The organism is Pedobacter cryoconitis (assembly GCF_014200595.1).
Lineage (GTDB): Bacteria > Bacteroidota > Bacteroidia > Sphingobacteriales > Sphingobacteriaceae > Pedobacter > Pedobacter cryoconitis_C.
In genome coordinates this window covers 1-15,015 of sequence record NZ_JACHCG010000008.1, presented here as the reverse complement: position 1 = coordinate 15,015, position 15,015 = coordinate 1, and the positions used below count along the sequence as shown (strand labels likewise).

The following is a 15,015-nucleotide window of genomic DNA, read 5'->3' as shown; positions in this document are numbered from 1 at the left end:
AAGATTATGATTAAAAAAATTATCGCACTCAGCATTACAAGTTTGTGTTTTTATCTGAATGGATTTGGACAGCAGACTACTTTTACCCAGATTACTAAGGGGGGAGGAGCAAATGATTTTGACGGATGGGGAATAAACAGGGATGTTAAGATAGATCCAAGACCTTATTCTTCTCCAGAGGGAAGTACCTATGTAATGAACGCGCATAGAGGACTAACTCTTTCTGCACATTCTGTATATGGGGGGATCAGGTTTTATAATCAGGGATATCCGATTGGGCCGTTGGAACCTTCAACCGGAGCAACAATGGTGATGAGTATCACTAGTGGTGCTGTTGGTATTGGTACGGTTAATCCAAGGGTTCCCTTTGACATTGGTACAAATATTAGTAATGGCAAGATAAGCGCTGTTTTAGGGCGCCTTCCTGAAGGAGATACTGAAGGTGAAGGTACTTTTCTTGGTGTAAGAGGATATAATACGGATGTAGTTGGAGGTAAAAGTTTCTCATTTGAGCATAGTTTCTATGGTATAACAAATAGCTCTATAAATTTCTCTCGTGGTGGAACTGTAGATGATGGTTTCATTGCTTTTAATACGCATAAAAATACTGAACAGATGCGGATTGATGCGTATGGAAACGTTGGTATCGGCACTACAACGCCGACTGCAAAACTATCTGTAAATGGAAACTTATGGGCTACGGAGATTAAGGTTGCCGCAACTAGTCCATGGCCAGATTATGTTTTTGAGCCTTCTCATGAGAAATTATCCCTAACTGAGCTGGAAATTTTTATTAAAACGAATAAGCATTTACCAGAGATACCAACAGCAAAGACGATTGAAAATGATGGAATTAATCTGGGGGATATGAATGCCAAACTGCTAAAAAAAATAGAGGAGTTAACACTTTATGTAATTGATCAGAATAAAAGATTAGATGTTAAGGACCAGGAGATTAAAGAGCTGAGTGAGTGGAAGAAAAAAGTTGCATCTCTTGAAGAGAAGATGGATAAACTGTCTTCCTCACTAAAGAATTAGAATATATCGCTCAAATAAATAATTATATAAATTCATTAAATATCATGATTAAGAAAATTATTGCTCTCAGTATTACTGGCTTGTGTTTTTGCATGAATGGGTTTGGACAGCAAACAGGTGATTTTAGTAATACTACTGTTAAAGTAGGTGATCTCATTGTGGGTTATGGGGCAGATGGCTATTACGGATGGGGACTAAATAAAAATAAAGCGTTTGATAGCCGGCCGAATTCTGACAATTCAAATGCTTATGTGATTAATTATCACACAGGATTAACTCTCTCTGCACATTCTGTATATGGAGGGATACGGTTTTATAATCAGGCTTACCCAGGTTTGCCTTTGGATCCAGCTACAGGAGCAACTATGGTGATGAGTATAACTAACAATGCTGTTGGCATAGGAACAACTAATCCAAGGGTCTTGTTAGACGTTGGCGGGGATATTAGTAATGGGAAAATTGGTGCTGTTCTAGGGCGGCTTACAGAAGGTGATCAGGTAGGTGAGGGGACATTCTTGGGAATAAGAGGATATACATCAAGGTATGACCCCAATATTGTTGGTGGCAAAAGTTTTGCGCTTGAACATAGTTTTTATGGCGTAACTAATAGTTCTATCAACTTCTTTAGAGGTGGTGGGAGTGAAGACGGATTTTTGGCTTTTAACACAGGGAAGAATGTTGAAAGGTTAAGGATTGATAATAAAGGTAATATTGGTATTGGGACTACAACACCGACTGCAAAACTATCTGTAAATGGAAATTTATGGGCAACGGAGATTCAGGTTGCTGCAACTAATCCGTGGCCGGATTATGTTTTTGAGCCTTCACATGAAAAATTATCGCTAACTGAGCTGGAAAATTTTATCAAAATAAATAAGCATTTACCAGAAATACCAACAGCAAAGACAATTGAAAAGGATGGGATTAACCTGGGCGATATGAACGGAAAGCTTTTAAAGAAAATAGAAGAATTGACCTTGTATCTGATTGATCTTAAAAAGGATAATGATATGTTGAATAAAAGGGTCAAAAAACTTGAAAATAAAAATTAACATGAAATATATCTATTTATTAGTTTGCTCTCTGCTATTTATAACGGGTATAAAAGGTCAAACAGTATCCGGGCCTGCGGGATATCAGGTAATCAGTTTAGGAGATAATGGTATTGGTGATTTTACCAGTTCGCTAATTTTATTACATGAGGCTTATAATGGTACTTTATTACCTTTTAATAATGCTGTAGGAACTATTACAGCCTATAGAGGTAATACTGCGGCTTATCAAAGAGTAGGCATTGCAAATGTAAACACAAGTTCGGCTTATGGCAGTAATTTGGGTTCCCTTCAATCTTACTCTGGAGATTTACCATGGAAACTTAAAACCTGTATTTACAAAGGGAAAAAATATATGGCTCTTGAAGTTCCTTATGCACATGCTTATCATAATTGGGGATATCAATTTTCAGGTTGGACCAATTCAAGCGCAGAAAATTTAAAAGTTGTTAGTTATATGGTGAAGGGAGTTCCTATTAATCAAGATTTGATTAGTGATATTCAGGACTTTGATTCTAATATAACAGAAACGAATAATGTCAAAGACATGAATCTTTTTGGGAATTTAAATATTGGTACAGATGTTACTGTACCAGGATATCAGCTTCAGGTAAAAGGTAAGATCCGCTCACAAGAGATCAAGGTCGAAATGGACAATTGGCCTGATTATGTTTTCGAGCCTTCGCATGAGAAATTATCGCTAACTGAACTGGAAAGTTTTATCAAAACAAATAAGCACTTACCAGAAATACCTTCCGTTAATACTGTTATAAAAGATGGAATCAATTTAGGGGATATGAATGCGAAACTGCTAAAGAAAATAGAAGAATTGACTTTATATGTTATCGAATTGAAGCATGAGGTAGATGATCTCAAAAAGGAGAATAAACTCAAATAATCTAGTAATACTTATAATGTTAAAAGCCGGAGCCTTGTATTTTGCTATTGTAGTGGCTTTTTTTATTGCTATAATTACCGCTTCGCTAATTATGCTGGCTGCACATTTCAGGACTTCTTATATGAAGGAAATGCGTTATGCCCGGCTTTTAAATAATCTAAACTCTGGTGTAGCCTATTTGCTCACAGATGGTGATATGCCTACCCCAAAAAAGGAAATAGATTTGTTTGGTAAGCAGTCTGATAGCGTGATTATTGAACGAAAAAATTGGGGCGTGTATGATCTTGCTGTAGTCAGAGCGCATATACTCGGTGATACAATAGGTAAGGTTTTCTTTACCGGAATAAATACAGAGAAAGATTTGGATGTATTATATCTGAGTGATGAGGATCGCCCTGTTTCGGTAAGCGGTAAGACCCTGTTAATTGGGAATGGAATGTTGCCCAAGGCGGGCATCAAGCAATCTTATGCGGAAGGCAAACCTTATACTGGAATTAAGCAATTACTAGATGGGAAAATTACATCAAGCAACCGAACGTTGAAAGGGTTAAATAATAACATGGTTAAAGAGCTGGAATCAAAGCTCAAAACTAATGGGAAATTATTGGAGACATTTAAGCTAGCGCGGCTGAAAGTTTCTTTCAAAGATTCCACAAGGATTTTTAAGTTGCTTCCTGGAAAAAGAATAGATGGAGAGTTAACCGGTAATATTATTTTAATATCAGATACGTCTGTTGTGATTTCTGCAACAGCAAAGCTTAATAATGTACAGGTATATGCGCAGTCAGTTACAGTGGAATCTGGTTTTAAGGGAAAGTGCCAGATTTTTGCGCGTGATTCCGTGGTGGTTGGTGATCAGGTGAGTTTTGATTATCCTTCAACGATAGGGGTGGTGCGGGTGGCTGGTGCTGTAGATCAGCCTTCGATAACTTTTGGCGAAGGCCTGCTGTTCAATGGAATCATTTTTAGTTATGAGGATAAGAGAAGTCCTATGCAGACCCTGATTAGTTTTGGTAAAGGAAATAGATTGAATGGTGAATTGTATAGTACAGGTCTTGTTAAGGTGCAGAAAGGGATGTTTATAGCTGGGAAGGTTTCCTGTAACCGGTTTATTATGCAAACACCAGTTACCCTATATGAGAATTTTTTGATTGATGTGGTTTTTAACCGCAAAGCCAGGAGCAAATATTATATGAGTTCGAGGTTATTCGAAGGGCAAGCTAAGGAAAAAGGAGTACTGGAATGGTTAAAGTAAAAATACAGGCGTCAACTTTAATTGAGGTGTTAATTGCTATGGTGATTATCATGATCGTTTTTACGCTTGGTATTAGAATATTTACTAATGTTTTATACAGCAGTCCTGCGTCAAAAAAGATACTGGTACAGCAGCAGTTGGATGTCTTTTCTAAGGATGTGCAGCGAAATGGACTTGCTGAACGGCCAGAAATGATGATCGATAGCGTGCGTTATCAGTTTAAAATTGATAGTAATAGCGCGAATGGATTAAAACATCTGGAAATTATTGCGAGCGAGTATGAGCAGCACTTGGGAAGTATAGAGGTTTTATATAAAGGTAAGAAACATGAAGAGTAAGGTGCATGCTTTTACATTGATGGAGATTACGGTTGCGATGTTAATTTCCGGGTTAGTAATTACCATTTGTTATACCGCATATGGATTGATTCAAGGCTATTATATCCGTTTTGGAGAGAAGAATAAAACGTCATCTCTTGTGTTGGATTTAAAACATGTGCTGGAACGGGATTTTTTCAAAGCTGTACATATTATCAGAACTGAGAATGGGTTTGTTGTACAGCAGGATAGTTTAGTTGTCGATTATATTTTTAATGATAAACAGGTTTTGCGACAAATAGAAAGTCTGCATACGGATACATTCGCAATGCCAGTACAGAAGATTAATTTTTATTTTGAAGGCCGTGAGGCACAGATCACTGATACTGTGGATAGAATCAATTTGGAATTACAAATGAATAAAGATACGCAAGTGCCGATACAAGTTAATAAATGTTATAGTTCTGTTGATTTATTCAGATAGTTATGGGATCTATTGATATTTCCAATTTTAAACAGAAACCGAAAAAAATAAGTGAGGGGTCAAAGTCAGGTATACTGGATTTTTTGAACCGTGATATTTCTTTTGGAGATGGACAGTTACCTGATAAAAAGAAAGAAGCTTTTTATAATGAGCTGGGGACATTAACAAGGTCTGGTATTGATATTAAGACAGCATTGGAGCTAACGAGCAGTTCTTATACTAAGCCTAAGGATATTGAATTGTTTAAGAAGATTCAGGAAGCTGTAGTTGCGGGACAGTCTTTATCAGAAACGTTAAAAGATCAGGATAAATTTAGCAGCTATGAGTATTATAGTGTGCGTATCGGAGAGGAAACCGGCAGACTTGGTGAAGTTTTAAGTGAGCTGGCAAAATATTTTAAGAGTAAGATTTCGCAGCGGCGCAAGATTATTGGTGCAATTACTTATCCTATGCTGGTATTGAGTACTTCTTTTGCTGCGATATTTTTCATGATTAAGTTTGTAGTTCCCATGTTCGCGGATGTATTCAAACGTTTCGGTGGTAAGCTACCTTATCTTACTGCTTTGATTGTAAGTTTTTCGGATTGGTTTGACCGTTATATTTACGTTATGCTTTTTGTTGTTGTGGCTTTAATCGGGGCCTATCTGGTTAGCCGGAAACAGCCTTGGTTTCAAAGATATTCAGCAATGGTTATTCTAAAAATCCCACTTGCAGGTGATATTGTGAAAAAGATCTATCTGGCTCGTTTCGCGAATACAATGCGGTTGTTAACAGGTACGAATACGCCGCTGTTACATGCGCTGGGAATGGTTAAGCAAATGATCGTTTTCTATCCGATAGTAGAATCTTTAACTCAGGCAGAAAAGGATATTCTGCATGGTAGCAGTTTGTCTGAAACACTTGCGAAACATGATTTTTATCCGGTGAAATTTATACAGATGATCAAGATCGCAGAAGAGGTCAATAAGCTGGAATATTTTTTCGAACAGCTTTCTACCCAGTATACGGAAGAGGTGGAGTATAAGACGAATGCAATCAGCGGCTTGCTGGAGCCTTTGATTATTATCTTTTTGGGCATGGCTGTAGGGGTAATTCTGATTGCGATGTATTTACCGATGTTCCAGATGAGTAACAGTTTTTAAAAGAAAGTTGTTGTTGGAGAGATATTTTGGCAAGTAGAATTGTATTGCTTAAGAGGTTGTTTTTCAGTAATTAGGAGTTGTTGTTTGGTTTGAATTTATTTTTTTAAAACAATATATTTAGATTATTTAATAATATATTTACATATAAGGAATTTATGCTTTAATCCAAATATGAAAAATATTAACCTCTATGCCTATGTGTTAACTGTAGGTGTTTTTTTTGGTCTCCATTATAATGCTTCAGCTCAGTTTGACTATAATAAAATTAATATTGCATCTCCTAATGCAGCCTCTTTAGGAAAGTTCGGGGATATCCCCGTAAATTATCATACTGGAATTCCACAAATTAATGTTCCACTTTATACGATAAAAGATGGTACGCTGGAAATGCCAATTTCTTTGAGTTATCATGCAGGTGGAGTTAAAGTTGCTGAACAAGCCAGTTGGGTTGGTGCTGGCTGGGCTTTAAATGCAGGTGGTGTGATTACCAGAAGTGTTAGAGGAATCCCGGATGAAGCTAGGAATACAAATAGAGGCGAAAAAGGTCATCTTGAGGATTATGGATTTAATAGCTTTTATTTACAAACAGAAACAAGTGATCCTTTAAAAAATTTCAATTATAGTGACCGGCAAGTCGCAGACGGAATTTATGATGCTGAGCCTGATCTGTTTTCTTTTAATTTTAACGGCTATTCTGGAAAGTTTTATTTTAATGACGACCGTAAACCAGTTTTAGTTTCAGGAAATGAAAATCTTAAAATTGATTATTTTTATAGATTACCAGTAAGTTCACCTGCTTTTGAAGACAAGAGCATACAGGGGTTTTGTATAACCACAGGTAATGGGACTAAATATTTTTTTGGTAAGACTGACGTAAATCCTCTGGTTGAAGGCATTAATCCCGTAGAAATGTCGATACCATTTGATCTCTCGAATGGTGTCTCGAGTGATAGAGTAGTTTCAAGCTGGTATTTAAAGAAGGTGGAATCTGCGGATAAGTTATCTTCAATTAACTTAATTTATGAGGCAGAAAATTATAGTAGTTATTCCTGGTCTTACTTTCCTATTACAAGCGAACCGAGAGCCGGCGATAATGGTTATGCTATTTATAAATTATATATTCTTGGTGTAAGGTTGTCAAAGATAGTTTTTAGTCAGGGAACAGTTCTTTTTGCTGTGGCAAATGAACCCAGGCTGGATTTGGTGAGTGGAAGTTTGACTGATGGTGACCCAGGAAAGGAATCTCCAAATGTTGATGCAAAAGCATTGAAACAAATTAGTATTTCAAGTAATAGTCATACATTAAAAAAAATATCATTTTATTCCAGTTATTTTAAAGATGATAATACGCCGCTTATCGGAGTTTCTCTAAATCTAAGTTCTGATACTAAAAGACTAAAATTAGATAGTATTTCTGAATCGGGAGCTGATGGGACGGCTCTCAAACCATATAAGTTCGATTATTATAGTAGTTTTTTGCCTAGAAGGTTATCTTTTGGATTTGATCACTGGGGGTTTTATAATGGCGCATCTAATAGTACAGTTTTACCAACCTTAACCCGGGATACTTATGATGTTATATATCCTAATGGTGCGAATCGTGAATCTTCCTGGCCTGCTATGCAGCAAGGTGCGTTGAATAAAATAACTTATCCAACTGGAGGAATTGCTACTTTTGAATTCGAAGCAAATAGGGCTAAAGTAAATGCTGTGAGGTATAATCTCCAATATTTTCAGCAGTATTCTGTGGGCTTTAGTGGAAATCCAAATAATGAATTTACTAATATTGCTTTTTCTGGAAATGAAAAATATCAGATCATATTTTCAAATACACAATGCCAAAATGGTGTTAACTGTACTGCGTCGTATAATATTTATCAAACTGTAGGCGGTAAAGTTGTTGCCAGTGGTGGTGCTGCGGCGGGTAAAACAAATACTTCTATAATCTCTATCCCAGCTGGTAATTATAATGTGAAGATGTATAGAGATGGTGCCTATTCCGGTACAGGTGCTACAATTACGATTTCCAAATATGTAGCTGCTGCGGTTCTTGATCCCATTGTAGGTGGTTTGAGAATAAAAAAAATAACTAAAGATGGCCTGGATAACTCTTCAGCGGCCGTATCAGAAAGCTACAGTTATGAAGATGCCGGAAGGTCATCTGGTATTTTATATGAAAGACCTTATTATATTACTGCGTTAAGGAATAATCTGGTAGCCAAATTAGGTTTGGGTGGTAGTCAGGATTTTCCTGAAGGGTGTGTGTTTTTTCCAGGCTCGTCAATTCCAGGCGTTCCGGTTGTTATTTCTCCTATGAGTTCGGTACCTATGTCAAATGTTCAGGGGAATCATATGGGGTATGCAACTGTGCGGGTTGATCAAGGTTCAAAAGGGTATAGTGTGTATAGATATTATAGTCCAAGCCTTTTTGAAAATAATATTGATGATGTAGCTCATCGTAATGTAATATCAAATGTTTGTGACCCTAATAGCCCGAATTTCCCAACAGTTCCGGTACACTTTGAATTTGAAAGAGGTGAGTTGAAAAGTGAATATCACTTTGATAGTAGCGATCAGCTTTTAAAAAGTACTAACTACAGATTTTCTTTCGATAGCACTAAGGTCTATACCCCGGCGCTAATTGTCAAGGATGTAAGAGGATTGGCTTATACCTCATCAGAATATCAGTTGAGAGGGTATTGGAAAAAATATATTATTAAAAATGAGACGACAATAGATAAAAATACATTTAAAGCAATATATAACAGTGATACTACTTTTTTCAATAGTCCTTATCACAGATCCCAAACAAGAAAAAGTGTTGATCAGTCTATTGGTGGTGTATTGTCAGTAAATTATAAATACGCATTAGATTTCAGGGTACCGGATGCTGATGCAATCTCAGATGGATGGGATACTTATCAAAGTAGTTGCAGTAGTTGTCTGACAGAATATATTAATAAAATTTCGGCTCCTGGAGGAGGGACAAGTAATAACAAAAAATTATACTATGTAGCATATCGGGTTTGTTTTGCAAAAGCCAGAAAAAGTTATGTTGATTACCAGATCTTAAATTTTACCGGTCCGGATAATAATTTCGCTAAAACTCATCTCATTGCCAAAAATAGTGCAGGTTCAGAACTCAAAACCATTTTAGAAATGCAGGATCAGTTTATCAATCCTGTGGTAGAAGTGGCTAATTTTAATAATGGTAAATTAACTGGTGCATCTTTTAATACTTTTTCACTGGAAGCAGGTACTTCAAATCCATTTTTGGCGTCTGTCAGTACAATTCCCTTGCTTTTTCCTATTTCGAGTACATATTCTGTGTCGGGTAATACCAATGGGGTTATCACAAAAGATAATAGATATGTTACGAATTTCTTATATCAGAATTCACTTGGGAACATCGTAGAACAAAGTAAGGATAAAGGCCCTAAAGAAGTTTTTTTATGGGGCTATAAAAATAAGTATCCTGTAGCAAGAATTCTGTCGGGTAATTATGCTGCTGCAAGTGCGCTGATTACACAGTCTGTTTTAGATAAAGCCACGACTACTCAAGAGCAGATGCGTACTGAGTTAAATAAATTACGCCTGGGTCTTCCGGATGCTCAGGTTAGTACTTATACTTATGACCCGTTAGTAGGAATAACCAGTCAGACAGACGCTAAAGGTCAAACTATATATTATGAATATGATGAGTTTCAGCGGTTAAAAACTGTGAAGGATCAACTGGGGAATATCATCAAAAATAATTCTTACCACTATAAAAATTAATGTCTCATGTGTAAAAAATTACAATATTGTATTTCAATATTTTGTGCCTTTTTTTTAGTTACTAATTTGGGGTATGCACAAATACAGCGGGACACTGTTTTCACTATTTATAGTGGTCAGACTGAGCTTACAGCTAAAAATAGTATTACACTAAAGTCTGGGTTTCATATCCCTGCTGGTAAAACCGTAAGAATTTTTACAAGGGCAAATTTTGAGAATTGGGTAGATATTACCAGCAATCCAAGTACTAGTCAAAATTATATTTTAAGTAAAGTATTTAAAAAGGCAGGGATCAAAGATGATGCAACGGCTGCTTTAAATACTTACAAGACGAATGAGGTAAATCAGACAATTCAATATTTTGATGGGTTAGGACGTCCGTTGCAAACTGTAATTGTACAGGGGAGCCCGAAGTTTGCTGATGTGGTACAACCGGTTGTCTACGATGCTTTTGGACGGGAGGCGATCAAATATCAGCCTTATGCGATTACCAGTAATGGAGGTGCTTATCGTACCGACGGGCCGACGGCAGCCAATGCTTTTTACAAAAATCCTACCGCCGGTATTGCCTCTACGGACCACTCTTATGCAATCACTGTTTTTGAACCTTCTCCTTTGAACCGGGTTGTAGAACAGGGGGCTTCGGGCACTTCATGGCAACCGACGATTGGTGATGCTGGGCATACTCAGAAAATCGGGTACGGAATCAATGCAGATGACGTCAAACTCTGGGTAGTGAATGCAGATGGGGCTTCGGGTATGACCAACTATACTGCTGGAACATTATATAAAACCACAGCAAAGGACGAAAACTGGAAAGCAGCTGATCTGAAAGCTGGTACCATTGATGAATATAAAGATTTTGAAGGCCGTGTAGTCTTGAAACGGATCTGGGAAAATGATACCCGGAGCCTGTCTACTTATTATGTTTATGATGACCTGGGCAATTTGCGTTATGTACTGCCTCCGGCAGTTAATGCAAATGGACAGAGTGAGCTCAGCAGTTTTAAGGAATCAGATGTTGCCTTTCTGCAATTTATTTATGGTTATCATTACGATGGCCGAAGTAGAGTGATCGAGAAGAAGATTCCGGGTAAAGGCTGGGAATATCTGGTTTACAATAAACTTGACCAGGTAGTGTTAACCCAGGATGCTAACCAGCGTTTGAATAGCTGGTGGGTATTTACCAAATATGATGCTTTTGGACGGGTTGTAAGTTCTGGTCCATATACCAGTGCCGCTACCCGTGACGCTTTACAGCTCACGGTAGATGGGCAAACCGTGCTGTGGGAGAAAAAAATAACGACTGATATTGGGTATGATAACCTGTCCTTTCCTCAAGGGGTAACCAGTTACTATTTGATCAATTACTATGATGATTATAGCTTTCCCGGCAATACTTTCGGGGAACCTGGCAGTAGTCAGGTTGGCGCAGCACGTACGAAATCTTTGTTGACAGGTAATAAAGTAAATGTCTTGGGAACCACTAAAATGCTACTTTCAGTTCATTATTATGATGCTGAAGGACGGGTGATTCAGACTAAGAGTCAGAACCATCTGGACGGGCAGGACATTATTGACAATACTTATAATTTTGCAGGAGAACTGACTGCCAGTACACGCAGTCATACCGGAAGTAGTACTGGAGCAGCAACTAACATTGTCAACCGTTATTTTTATGATCACATGGGGCGCAAAATTGCCTCATTGGAAAATATCAACGGACAGGGCGAGGTGGTGCTGAGTAAACTGGATTATACTGAAACCGGGCAGCTGGTTAACAAACAACTGCACAGTACAAACAATGGCGGTTCTTATCTGCAGCAAACCAGTTATGCGTATAATGAAAGAGGCTGGCTAAGCAAAAGCCTCAGCAATGAGTTCAATTTGCAGTTGAAATATGAAGATGGGTTGCAGTGGAACGGGAATATTTCGGGTCAGGTGTGGGGAAGAGGAGCTGGTAAATTAGACCATACGTTTACCTATAGTTATGATAAGCTGAACAGGCTAACCGATGCGGTATCACCGGGGTTGGGAGAAAGTATCAGTTATGATGTGGTGGGTAATATCAAGACGCTGACCAGGGATGGAAAAGTGAATACCTATAGTGGATATACGGGTAACCAGCTGACTAAAATAACTGGCTTTACCACGAGCAATTATGCTTATGATGACAATGGTAATCTAAAAAGTGACAGTGAGAAGAATATCAACTTAACCTACAATTACCTGAACCTGCCGGAGACAGTTACCGGAAGCCAGAACATCAATTATACTTATGATGCAACAGGAAACAAGCTGAGAAAAAAGGTGGGTAATGTGGTTACTGATTATATTGGTGGTATCCAGCACAAGACCGACGGTACAATCGATATCATTATGACAGAGGAAGGTATGGCCAGGAATAACAACGGGACATACAGTTATGAATATATGCTGACTGATCATCTGGGGAATAACCGGGCAACATTTCATAGTCTTCCGGGAGTAGGGATTGAAGTTATGCAAAAAGATGATTATTTTGCATTTGGTTTAAGGAAAGAATTACTACGTGGATCGAATGATAACAAGTACCTTTACAATAAGAAGGAGTTACAGGAAGAGTTAGGGGAGTATGATTATGGGGCGAGGTTCTATGACCCGGTAATAGGGAGGTGGAGTACGCCGGATCCTTTAACTGAAATGTATGATCATTTGTCTCCGTATAACTATGGGATGAATAATCCAATAAGATTTACTGATCCTGATGGTATGGCTGTAGAGGATCAGCAAGAGGATCCTCCTAAGAAGAAAACAATCAAGTTAAATGAGGTGAATATAACGGCTTCAAGAAAAGCAAGTACTGCTATTCTTGCACTCACTTTAACAAGACCGATTTCTCTTCCAGGATTAAGAATAAGTGCTTCCGCTTTACCAAATCCTTTTTTGATATTCTTTGGTTTGTTATTGCGGCCAGCAAATATGAATGACCCATCTAGTGATCATGTTACTCGAGATCCTATTGTTTACACGAAGAAAACTCCTGCTGATGTTTTAAAAGATGCAACATTTGAGAATGAAACAGGTAATGGCCATAAGCAGTACAAAAAAGAAGGAGGGATGAAGCAGGCTGACCAAGATTTTGATGACACTGTTGTTCCTGGTACTGAGAGGCAGATTCCTGGTGGTCGGATAGGAAAAAGCAAGGATGGTATGGATATTAATGTTAGGGATCACAGTACTTCAAATAGAGTTAAAGGTGGGTATAGTGGAGATCCAACTTATGAGTCTAAAAATCCAAATACTGGAGTAAAAGATAAAGTTAGATACCCAAGATAAAATTATTGAATAATGGATGTTTATGAAGAATGGGAGTTGATAGAATCTCCTTTAACAGAATTCTATTTATATGAATTAAATGATGGATTTGATGGTCTTAAAATTGTTTTAAGAGAGTTAGGATCTTCTAATAAAAAGCTTGAGATCTTTTATCCTAATTTTTTGGGCTATAGGCTAACTGATGAATCTGGCCGTCTCAAAACTTTATATGAGAATGATACTCTTGGGCCGTTTAATAAGACAAATTCATCAGAGTTCATAAATTGGTTTATTGAAGAAAGTAGAGGTGTCTCTGGAGATCAGTCTCTGACCCATTATAATATTCTTTCTTCAAATAAAATACTGGATGTCATTAGTGACCAGTTGCCAGTCGTTAAGTGGTTATAGGTAAATATAAGCCCAGTTGTATAAGCTGGGCTTTTTTGTTTACTGTCCGTAAGCTTTTCTGGCTTTAGCGTCCCTTAGAAAGGTATCTATGATGTTAAATAGAATGAGCCTTGTATCCTGGTCTAAGACCTGTATGTCTTCGAGTCGTTTAAGTGTGTCTTTATCATAGGCAGCGTGCTTTCCTTCTCCCAGCAGATAATCTACAGAAATATCAAACACCCTGGCCAGCTTTAAGGCCATCTCTACAGAAGGACTGTTTTCATTGCGTTCATACTTTCCAATAATATCCCTTGAAGCTTCTACTGCTTTGGCCAGGTCTCCCTGTGACCATGCTTTGCGCTTCCTGAGTTCCATAATCTTGCTTCCAATGTCGAGCATATTCTGCTAAAGAGTGGATATGACCACCGATAATTGCAAATGTAGTTTAAAGTATTCTACAAAAAAAGAAAGTATTATTTGCTTATATCTGAAACAAGGTCTGCATTTGTAGTAGATGTTACACATAAAACTTTTTTAAGCTATGGAAAATGAACAACACAGATCGATCATGCTGCAACGTAAACACCGTAAGCTGACTTACAGCCAAAAGTGGGTTCCTGAACTGAGGATATCAGGTATATGGTTAGAAAACCAGGGCTTTCATGCGGGTGAGCTGGTGGAAATTACCAGTGTGCAGGGCGCGCTGATCATCAAAGCAAAAGTGTAATGAACAAGGCACAATTGCATAGTGAAAATCCCGAACTCTTACTTTATACCGAAGGCAGGCTGCATATCACCGTTTTGGGTGGTGTGCGGCTGAGTGGCCTTGACCGGATGAAGGTTACCCTGAAACTGGTGCGCATGGACAACAGGGATAATGTGTTTCGCTATCACCTGGACCTGTACAATAGTATGCAGAGTGAACAGCTGATTGAGAAATCTGCCGAAGCACTGGAAATGAGTACCGTGGAGCTCAGCCTGGCCGTAAAAGGTCTGACAGCGGAACTTGAAAGCTACCGGGCAGAGCGTCTGGAATCGATGAAGCCTAAAAAAGTGGAGAAAAGGGAGCTGAGTGCCGCCGAGCGCAAGTCGGCTGTTGCTTTTCTAAAATCCCCGAAGCTGCTGGAAAGAACCCGGCAGTCGATTGCCGACAGCGGTCTGATCGGTGAAGAATCCAATAGCCTGATTGCCTACCTGAGCTATACTTCAAGGAAGCGGAATACCCCTTTGCACCTGATGTGCCTGGGTGCAAGCGGAACGGGCAAGACCTGGCTACAGGAAAAAGTATCGGAGCTGATGCCCGAAGAAGATAAGCTGGAAATCACGACCCTTTCCAGTAACGCCTTTTATTACTTTGGACGGGAAGAG

General features: G+C 38.3%; 13 protein-coding genes. 12 read left to right on the top strand and 1 reads right to left on the bottom strand.

The window, feature by feature from the left end:
* Positions 1-6: 6 nt before the first annotated feature.
* The 10 genes from HDE70_RS26785 (at position 7) to HDE70_RS26740 (ending at position 13,668) form a co-directional block, all read left to right on the top strand.
* Complete coding sequence (locus HDE70_RS26785) at positions 7-1,038, top strand: hypothetical protein (protein ID WP_183892366.1); 1,032 nt, start codon at positions 7-9, stop codon at positions 1,036-1,038.
* A 44-nt stretch (positions 1,039-1,082) separates the two neighbouring features.
* Positions 1,083-2,090, top strand: coding sequence for a hypothetical protein (locus tag HDE70_RS26780; protein ID WP_183892365.1), 1,008 nt, complete (start codon positions 1,083-1,085; stop codon positions 2,088-2,090).
* A gap of 1 nt (position 2,091) precedes the next feature.
* A complete protein-coding gene (locus HDE70_RS26775; protein WP_183892364.1) occupies positions 2,092-2,988 on the top strand; it encodes a hypothetical protein in 897 nt (298 codons plus the stop codon).
* 16 nt (positions 2,989-3,004) lie between these two features.
* On the top strand, positions 3,005-4,243 hold the full coding sequence (locus HDE70_RS26770) for a polymer-forming cytoskeletal protein (RefSeq protein WP_183892363.1): 1,239 nt from the start codon (positions 3,005-3,007) through the stop codon (positions 4,241-4,243).
* A complete protein-coding gene (locus HDE70_RS26765) occupies positions 4,231-4,581 on the top strand; it encodes a type II secretion system protein J (RefSeq protein WP_183866150.1) in 351 nt (116 codons plus the stop codon). The genes HDE70_RS26770 and HDE70_RS26765 overlap by 13 nt, the downstream gene beginning before the upstream one ends.
* Positions 4,571-5,044, top strand: a complete 474-nt coding sequence (locus HDE70_RS26760) for a prepilin-type N-terminal cleavage/methylation domain-containing protein (protein WP_183892362.1) — start codon at positions 4,571-4,573, stop codon at positions 5,042-5,044. The genes HDE70_RS26765 and HDE70_RS26760 overlap by 11 nt, the downstream gene beginning before the upstream one ends.
* Positions 5,045-5,046: 2 nt before the next feature.
* Complete coding sequence (locus HDE70_RS26755) at positions 5,047-6,186, top strand: type II secretion system F family protein (RefSeq protein ID WP_183892361.1); 1,140 nt, start codon at positions 5,047-5,049, stop codon at positions 6,184-6,186.
* A 171-nt stretch (positions 6,187-6,357) separates the two neighbouring features.
* Complete coding sequence (locus HDE70_RS26750) at positions 6,358-9,963, top strand: hypothetical protein (protein ID WP_183892360.1); 3,606 nt, start codon at positions 6,358-6,360, stop codon at positions 9,961-9,963.
* Positions 9,964-9,969: 6 nt separating this feature from the next.
* A complete protein-coding gene (locus HDE70_RS26745; RefSeq protein ID WP_183892359.1) occupies positions 9,970-13,281 on the top strand; it encodes a DUF6443 domain-containing protein in 3,312 nt (1,103 codons plus the stop codon).
* A 12-nt stretch (positions 13,282-13,293) separates the two neighbouring features.
* On the top strand, positions 13,294-13,668 hold the full coding sequence (locus tag HDE70_RS26740; protein WP_183892358.1) for a hypothetical protein: 375 nt from the start codon (positions 13,294-13,296) through the stop codon (positions 13,666-13,668).
* 39 nt (positions 13,669-13,707) lie between these two features.
* Here HDE70_RS26740 and HDE70_RS26735 read toward each other — a convergent pair whose 3' ends face one another.
* Entirely contained in the window at positions 13,708-14,046 is a 339-nt protein-coding gene (locus tag HDE70_RS26735) for a helix-turn-helix domain-containing protein (protein WP_183892357.1), read from the bottom strand.
* Between the two features lie 142 nt (positions 14,047-14,188).
* On the opposite strand from HDE70_RS26735, the gene HDE70_RS26730 reads away from it, so the two are divergent.
* Positions 14,189-14,374, top strand: a complete 186-nt coding sequence (locus HDE70_RS26730) for a SymE family type I addiction module toxin (protein ID WP_183892356.1) — start codon at positions 14,189-14,191, stop codon at positions 14,372-14,374.
* A 134-nt stretch (positions 14,375-14,508) separates the two neighbouring features.
* Positions 14,509-15,015 (top strand): hypothetical protein (locus tag HDE70_RS26725; protein ID WP_221302133.1); only part of this gene is annotated, 507 nt, incomplete at its 3' end.

What these genes read in the sequence shown, in the direction of transcription:
- HDE70_RS26785 (WP_183892366.1), top strand. Translation starts at nt 7, where the DNA reads ATGATTAAAAAAATTATCGCACTCAGCATTACAAGTTTGTGTTTTTAT.
- HDE70_RS26780 (WP_183892365.1), top strand. Translation starts at nt 1,083, where the DNA reads ATGATTAAGAAAATTATTGCTCTCAGTATTACTGGCTTGTGTTTTTGC.
- HDE70_RS26775 (WP_183892364.1), top strand. Translation starts at nt 2,092, where the DNA reads ATGAAATATATCTATTTATTAGTTTGCTCTCTGCTATTTATAACGGGT.
- HDE70_RS26770 (WP_183892363.1), top strand. Translation starts at nt 3,005, where the DNA reads ATGTTAAAAGCCGGAGCCTTGTATTTTGCTATTGTAGTGGCTTTTTTT.
- HDE70_RS26765 (WP_183866150.1), top strand. Translation starts at nt 4,231, where the DNA reads ATGGTTAAAGTAAAAATACAGGCGTCAACTTTAATTGAGGTGTTAATT.
- HDE70_RS26760 (WP_183892362.1), top strand. Translation starts at nt 4,571, where the DNA reads ATGAAGAGTAAGGTGCATGCTTTTACATTGATGGAGATTACGGTTGCG.
- HDE70_RS26755 (WP_183892361.1), top strand. Translation starts at nt 5,047, where the DNA reads ATGGGATCTATTGATATTTCCAATTTTAAACAGAAACCGAAAAAAATA.
- HDE70_RS26750 (WP_183892360.1), top strand. Translation starts at nt 6,358, where the DNA reads ATGAAAAATATTAACCTCTATGCCTATGTGTTAACTGTAGGTGTTTTT.
- HDE70_RS26745 (WP_183892359.1), top strand. Translation starts at nt 9,970, where the DNA reads ATGTGTAAAAAATTACAATATTGTATTTCAATATTTTGTGCCTTTTTT.
- HDE70_RS26740 (WP_183892358.1), top strand. Translation starts at nt 13,294, where the DNA reads ATGGATGTTTATGAAGAATGGGAGTTGATAGAATCTCCTTTAACAGAA.
- HDE70_RS26735 (WP_183892357.1), bottom strand. Translation starts at nt 14,046, where the DNA reads ATGCTCGACATTGGAAGCAAGATTATGGAACTCAGGAAGCGCAAAGCA.
- HDE70_RS26730 (WP_183892356.1), top strand. Translation starts at nt 14,189, where the DNA reads ATGGAAAATGAACAACACAGATCGATCATGCTGCAACGTAAACACCGT.